This window comes from Psychrilyobacter sp. (assembly GCF_037132775.1).
Lineage (GTDB): Bacteria > Fusobacteriota > Fusobacteriia > Fusobacteriales > Fusobacteriaceae > Psychrilyobacter.
This window is the reverse complement of sequence record NZ_JBAHZY010000061.1, coordinates 1-7,400: the sequence shown is the minus strand read 5'-3', so window position 1 is coordinate 7,400 and position 7,400 is coordinate 1. Positions and strand designations below refer to the sequence as shown.

Annotated in this window: 5 protein-coding genes; 4 read left to right on the top strand and 1 reads right to left on the bottom strand. The window is 32.7% G+C overall.

The window, feature by feature from the left end; genetic code table 11:
* Positions 1 to 208: 208 nt before the first annotated feature.
* Positions 209 to 1,186 (bottom strand): polymer-forming cytoskeletal protein, encoded by a 978-nt coding sequence (locus V5784_RS04105; RefSeq protein ID WP_336887785.1) that lies wholly within the window; start codon positions 1,184 to 1,186, stop codon positions 209 to 211.
* Between the two features lie 232 nt (positions 1,187 to 1,418).
* On the opposite strand from V5784_RS04105, the gene V5784_RS04100 reads away from it, so the two are divergent.
* The 4 genes from V5784_RS04100 (at position 1,419) to pyrB (ending at position 7,172) form a co-directional block, all read left to right on the top strand.
* A complete protein-coding gene (locus tag V5784_RS04100; RefSeq protein WP_336887784.1) occupies positions 1,419 to 1,577 on the top strand; it encodes a hypothetical protein in 159 nt (52 codons plus the stop codon).
* A 59-nt stretch (positions 1,578 to 1,636) separates the two neighbouring features.
* A complete protein-coding gene (carA, locus tag V5784_RS04095; protein WP_336887783.1) occupies positions 1,637 to 2,698 on the top strand; it encodes a glutamine-hydrolyzing carbamoyl-phosphate synthase small subunit in 1,062 nt (353 codons plus the stop codon).
* 121 nt (positions 2,699 to 2,819) lie between these two features.
* Entirely contained in the window at positions 2,820 to 6,026 is a 3,207-nt protein-coding gene (carB, locus tag V5784_RS04090; protein WP_336887782.1) for a carbamoyl-phosphate synthase large subunit, read from the top strand.
* 123 nt (positions 6,027 to 6,149) lie between these two features.
* Positions 6,150 to 7,172 carry an aspartate carbamoyltransferase gene (pyrB, locus tag V5784_RS04085; protein WP_336887781.1) on the top strand — a complete coding sequence of 341 codons (1,023 nt, stop codon included), beginning with the start codon at positions 6,150 to 6,152 and terminating at the stop codon, positions 7,170 to 7,172.
* Positions 7,173 to 7,400: the final 228 nt, after the last annotated feature.

Here is a 7,400-nt window from a genome sequence, read left to right as displayed (position 1 = left end):
CTGCTATTGACATACAAAAAATAAAGTTCTAATATATTAAAAACGAGAAGCAATAATTAAAGAATTATTACTCCTCTTTTTATAAAAGTTTTACATTAATTTTTAGAGTTTACACAAAACTTGCAACAGCCCCAAAAAATTATTTCAAATAGTAAAATAACTCTTCTAGTATAAATAAAAATAGGAGAATATTCTCCTGTTTTTATTTTCAGATCATTTTATTTCTAAACCTGTCTATTAGACTTCCCAATCCCAACAAAATTAAGAATAATTTTATCAACCACCCTATAAATGGTAAACTTATCAAAATTATTAAAACAAGACTAGATAATAAAAGCTTAAGAAAATTTATTTTATTAAAATATTTAGTTGCTATAATTAGATTTGCTATGGGAGTAGCCAAGAACAGTAAGATCATATAAAATAATATTAGTAAGATCCCTATGGGGAATCCTAAAATTGTAATAAATAATAATACAGCAGCTACTGGGGTGAGGACTAGACCTGCGAATCCCTTAAATAAAATTAAACTTTTATTATTTAAATATCTCTCTAGCCTATCTTCTCCCAAGTGTTTTTTCAGTTTAAAAATTATATAGGTAAGTATAAACAGATAAAACACTGAAAATAGTTTAAATGGTAGAAAAGTGAAGTGCCTTTCATAGGTATAACTTTTTTCTGTCTTTTTTACAAATTCTCCCATTACATGTCCTTCTATTACAGGCAATTTTTCCTTATAATAGATGTTCCCTTTAACAACTGCCCCCTTAGATACCAGCAGATTTCCATCTATGTCTATATCACCACTTATTATTACTCCTTGAGAAATAATAACATTTTCTGCAATTATCTTAAGGTTCCCACCTACAGGAGCATTTATATATAAATTCTTAGCCATTATATTTAAATTTCCCTCTACTAATCCGTCTATTGTAACATGTTTCCCCGCTAGGTAGAGTTCTTTTGACCTACTTTTTATTGTAATTATTTCACCCGCAATAATTACACGTCTAGATGAATTCCTATCTATAAGTACTTCTCTACCTGCTACAACCAAATCTCCTTCACCCTTATCATTTACAACTACATTTTCACCTATTTCAAATTTCCCAAAAAGATTTTCCGATTCTGAAAAACTAAAAACTGAAATTAGAATTAAAAATAATATAATACATATTTTCTTCATCCTTACCTCCTCTTTTTATTTTTTATTAAATTCCCCAAGAACCTCAAACTTTAAGCAATAGACTAAATAGTGAGAGTACATCAATTCTAGTTACATAACTTAATATACTGCATATTATGCTGATTTCTTTTAAAATAAAAAAAGTAACGTGACCTTATATTAAAAAATAAAATTTGACAGATCTAATTATTTTTGTTAATCTAATATAAGAAATTTTAAGGAGGCGTTAAATTTGAAAAACAAAAGATTGCTAGTAATACCAATTGAATTCAATAATGTATTTCAATTTAACAAATTTTTATTTTTAAAAGATGTTCCCTATATAGCATATGGATCTCTATCTTTGTTTTTAAATTTTAATAATAATTTTATTCTAAAGAATAATGACTAATCTATTTTAGTTATTATTCTTTTTTTTAAGCATAAACTTATGAGAACCCAGGAGGCGTTATGAAGGCAAAATTGATATTAGAAAATGGAATGGTATTTGAGGGAAAGGCTTTTGGATATATAGAGGAAGCTGTAGGAGAGTTAGTGTTTAATACATCTATGACAGGATATCAAGAGGTCCTTACCGATCCATCTTACTATGGACAAATAGTTGTAATGACTTATCCGATGATAGGAAACTATGGTCTTAATCTAGATGACTTAGAAAGTGATGGTGCAAAGGTAAGGGGATTTGTAATAAAAGAACCTGCTAAACTACCGAATAACTTTAGATGTGAGATGACCCTGGATGGTTATTTAAAACAACATAAGATAATGGGCTTTAAGGGGATTGATACAAGACATCTGACTAAGATCATAAGAGATAACGGATCTATGAAAGCTATCATCACCATCGAGGAACTTACACAAAAAGAAATTAAAAATACAATGAAGGATTTTTCAAATATAGATGCAGTAAGTATAGTCAGCACAAAAGAGATCTATGAAGCTCCCTGTGGTGCAGAAAAAGTAAATAAAAAAATTGGAATGATTGATTTTGGAATAAAACAAAACATCATCAGATCTTTTCATAAGAGAAACTGTGATCTGACCGTCTTTCCATGGAATACCACTGCCGAGGAGATCTTATCCTATGATCTAGATGGAGTATTTTTATCCAATGGACCTGGAGATCCCGCTGACCTAACAGGTGTAATAGATGAGATAAAAAAGATGGTTGGGAAAATACCTATTATTGGAATATGTTTAGGACACCAGTTGCTGGCTTGGGCATTAGGCGGATCCACTAACAAGTTAAAGTTTGGTCATAGGGGAGTCAACCATCCAGTAAAAGATTTGGAAAAAAATAAGATATTTATCACATCTCAAAATCATGGGTATGTGGTAGACAAAATGCCAGAAGGTGTAGAGATAACTCAAATAAACTTAAACGACAACTCCGTAGAGGGAATGAAAGATTATAAGAATAAAATAGCATCGGTACAATACCACCCAGAAGCAGCGCCAGGACCAGAAGATTCTCAATATGTATTTGATAATTTCATCAAGATGCTGAGATAGAAATTTATGATGTAAAAAAGAAAACTATGGATTAATATTATACGTTGGTTTCTTTAACCAAGAGAAACTATAAAAAGAAGCGTCATCTATTTGGTAAATTCTTTTAAAGTGAGGTAATTCAATGTTAGATAAAAATATAAAGAAAACCCTTGTAATAGGATCGGGACCAATTGTAATAGGACAGGCTGCTGAATTTGATTATTCTGGAACTCAAGCTTGCGAGGCATTGAAGGAAGAGGGAGTAGAAGTAGTATTAATAAACTCTAACCCCGCAACTATCATGACAGATAAAAGTGTAGCCGACAGAATATATATCGAACCCATTACATTGGAGTTTGTAACTAAGGTAATAATAAAGGAAAAACCAGATTCAATCTTAGTAGGGATGGGTGGACAAACTGCACTTAATATGGCGGTGGAATTAGAAGATAGTGGAATATTGGCTGAACACAATATCAAGGTATTGGGAACAAGTATCAATTCTATAAAAAGGGGAGAGGACAGAGACTTATTTAAAGATGCTATGAACAAGATAGGGGAGCCTACCGTAGAGAGTGTGATAGTTGAAAATCTAGAAGATGGATTAGAATTCGCTGCAAAAATAGGGTATCCATTAATTGTAAGACCTGCATATACACTGGGTGGTACTGGTGGAGGGATGGCAAATAACCCTCAAGAGTTAGAAGATATCCTGTTAAAAGGATTGCTTTTATCTAGAGTAAGACAAGTATTAGTTGAAAAATCGATCCTTGGATGGAAAGAAGTAGAATATGAGGTAATGAGAGATATAAATGGTAATAGGATTACAGTGTGTAATATGGAAAACATCGATCCAGTAGGAATCCATACAGGAGATAGTATCGTAGTAGCTCCATCTCAAACATTATCTGATAAAGAATACCAAATGCTCCGAACATCTGCACTTAACATCATAGATGAGATCGAGATTGTAGGAGGGTGTAATGTACAGTTTGCTCTCAACCCTGATTCATTTGAATATGCAATTATAGAGATAAATCCTAGAGTATCTCGGTCATCAGCACTAGCTTCTAAAGCTACCGGTTATCCTATTGCAAGGGTAGCAGCAAAATTATCATTGGGGTACACTCTAGATGAAATAAAAAATGAAGTTACAGGGAAAACATATGCTTGTTTTGAACCGGCACTAGATTACATAGTAGTGAAGATTCCAAAATGGCCGTTTGATAAGTTTGAAAAAGCGGATAGAAAATTAGGTACAAAAATGATGGCTACTGGAGAGATCATGGCTATTGGAAACAACTTTGAAGCTGCATTTTTAAAAGGTATCAGATCATTGGAGATTGGGGAATACAGCTTGGAGCATAAAGCATCTAAGATAAGATCTATGCAGGAACTAAAAAAGAGAGTAGTAAGCCCGGACGACGAAAGAATATTTGATTTAGCTGAGATGCTAAGACGTGGATACACTAAGGCTATGTTACAGAAAATTACTGGGATGGACCCATTCTTTATGGAAAAACTTCAGTGGATAGTGACACAAGAAGAAATTTTAAAGAGGACTAAATTATCTGACCTTACTCCTAAAAACCTTAGAAATTGGAAGAAAAAAGGATTCTCAGACAGAGCTATGGCGGAATTTATGGGCCTAAATGAAGATGATATAGTTGCTAAAAGAAAAGAATTAAATATTATACCTGTATACAAGATGGTAGATACCTGTGCTGGAGAATTTGAAGCCTCGTCATCTTACTATTACTCAACCTATGATCTATATGATGAAGTAGAAATATCAGACAGAAGAAAAATTATAGTAATAGGGTCTGGTCCTATCAGAATAGGACAGGGAATTGAATTTGACTATTGTACAGTACACGCAGTAAAAGCATTGCAAAAATTGGATATAGAGACTATCATTATAAACAATAATCCTGAAACTGTTTCTACAGATTTCTCAACTGCTGATAAATTATACTTTGAACCATTAGTGCTAGAAGATGTCATGAATATAATTGAAAAAGAGAATCCAGAAGGAGTTATCTTACAATTTGGTGGGCAGACTGCTATAAAATTAGCTAACGATTTAGCAGATTTAGGAATTAATATTATTGGTACTTCCGCTGATATGATAGATGCTGCTGAAGACAGAGAGAGATTTGAAGCTATCTTAGAAAAATTAAATATAAAGAGACCAAAGGGAAGAGCCGTTTGGAATATTGAAGATGGTGTAGCAGAAGCTGAAAAAATAAAATACCCAGTTTTAGTAAGACCTTCATATGTATTAGGTGGACAAGGGATGGAGATTTGCTACTTAGAGGAAAATTTAAAGGGTTATTTAGAAGCTTCTTTCATCAGAGATCCTAAAAACCCAGTATTAGTAGACAAATATTTAAATGGTGTAGAAATCGAAGTAGATGCTATCTGCGACGGTGAAGATGTTCTTATTCCTGGAATAATGGAACATCTTGAGAGAGCGGGAATCCATTCTGGGGATTCGATTACAGTTTATCCTCAGCAAAATCTATATGAGGGAACGGAAGAAAAAATTTTAGAGATCACTAAAAAATTAGCTAAAGAATTAAATATAATAGGAATGATGAATATACAATTTATAGCCTATGAAAATGAATTATATATAATAGAAGTAAATCCAAGATCATCTAGAACAGTTCCTTTTATCTCCAAGATAGCTGGAGTTCCAATGATCGAGCTAGCAACAAAAGTAATGCTAGGACAGAAATTAGCTGATCTGCCATACGGTATAGGAATATATAAAAAACCAAATCTAGTAGCAGTAAAAGTACCAGTATTCTCTACAGAAAAACTTGGTGGAGTAGAAGTATCATTAGGGCCTGAAATGAAATCCACAGGAGAAGTACTAGGGATAGGAAATAATATGGACGAAGCTATCTACAAGGGTCTTGTAGGAGGATACAGAATCCATGAAATTAAAAATAAGAGAGTTTTAGCCACTATAAAGGAAAGTGATAAAGATGAGTTCCTAAGTTTAGCTAAAAGACTTGTAGGTCAAGGGTGTACAATGATTGGAACGGATGGAACTGCTAAATACCTAAATAATAATGGTGTCCCATGTGAGACTATCAATAAGATCAATGAAACATCTCCTAATATAATTGATAAATTAAAAACTCAACAAATAGATCTACTTATCAATACTCCTACAAAGGCAAATGACGCCCAAAGAGATGGATTTAAGATAAGAAGAACTGCTATAGAATATGGTGTAGAAGTATTAACTTCACTAGATACACTAAATGCAGTATTAAATATCATGGAAAAAGATGTAAATACTAGAGATTTAGACATCTTTGATATCAGCAAGATATAACAATCTCACCTAAATATAGTTTTTCCCTTTTGAGGGAGTGACCAAGTCAAAATTTAAGTTTTCCTCTCCCTCTAAGGGAGAGGGGGTTCATCAGAACCGGAGAGGATTATAGGAGGGAAAGAAATGAAAGAAATACTATCATTAAACAATTTAACTGTGAAAGACATCCTCAGCATCTTAGATAGGGCAAAAAAGTTAGAAAATAACCCTAAACCTTGTAAGTTAGAGAATACAATTTTATCCACTGTATTTTTTGAACCATCTACCCGTACTAAGCTATCTTTTATAAGTGCTATGTATAGATTAGGAGGAAAGGTAATAGAATTAGATGGAGGAGGTAATAACTCCCTAAAAAAAGGGGAAACAATCTCCGATACCCTCACTATGATGGGCCTCTATACTGACATTATGGCAATTAGGAGTCCCTATGAGGGAACAGCCAAGAGAGCCAGTGAGATTTTAGACATACCTGTAATAAATGCAGGTGATGGTGCTAACCAACATCCTACCCAAACTTTACTAGATCTCTATACTATACAAAAGGAAAAAGGCCAACTAGATAATTTAGTGATTGCTTTCGTAGGAGATCTCAAATATGGAAGAACTGTTCATTCATTAGCTAAGGCATTGGATAAATTTAGTGGAAATAAGATTTATTTTATAGCTCCTCCTGAGATGCAAATCCCATCATATATATTAGATTCTCTCTCTTTGGAATATGAAGTTCTAGAAAACTATGAAGCTATTATGAAGGGTGTGGATATTCTATACATGACTCGGATACAAGAGGAAAGATTTGATGATCCACAAGATTTCAAGAAATGTTCTGGTAAATATCAAATAGATAAAGAAATTTTAAAAATATCCAAACCTAATTTAAAAATTCTTCATCCATTACCTAGGGTAGGAGAGATCCATACAGATCTAGATTCTACTCCAAATGCTGTTTATTTTTCCCAGGCTAAAAATGGTATTTTTGTAAGGCAGGCCATTATGAGTTTACTCATGGAAAGTCATATTAAACCTGTATATGACGGGATAGACAAAAATTGTGAAAATACTAAATGTATCTCACAAATAGAAGATTTAGGAGGGAAGTGGATAGATTTCAAAGGGAAAAAAGTATGTTTCTACTGTGAAAAATAATTGTTTTACATAGAAAAAGAGGTATAAAATAGGGTCTGTCCCAAATTACGTGTAAATTACATTTCTTAGCTGATAGAGGGTATCTTAATTGGGGGCTGTTGCAAGTTTTGTGTAAACTCTAAAAATTAATGTAAAACTTTTATAAAAAGAGGAGTAATAATTCTTTAATTATTGCTTCTCGTTTTTAATATATTAGAACTTTATTTTTTGTATGTCAATAGCAGAGCC

Bases quoted from the DNA above. Each gene is read 5' to 3' on its own strand.
- carA (WP_336887783.1), top strand. From the start codon at position 1,637: ATGAAGGCAAAATTGATATTAGAAAATGGAATGGTATTTGAGGGAAAG.
- V5784_RS04105 (WP_336887785.1), bottom strand. From the start codon at position 1,186: ATGAAGAAAATATGTATTATATTATTTTTAATTCTAATTTCAGTTTTT.
- pyrB (WP_336887781.1), top strand. From the start codon at position 6,150: ATGAAAGAAATACTATCATTAAACAATTTAACTGTGAAAGACATCCTC.
- carB (WP_336887782.1), top strand. From the start codon at position 2,820: ATGTTAGATAAAAATATAAAGAAAACCCTTGTAATAGGATCGGGACCA.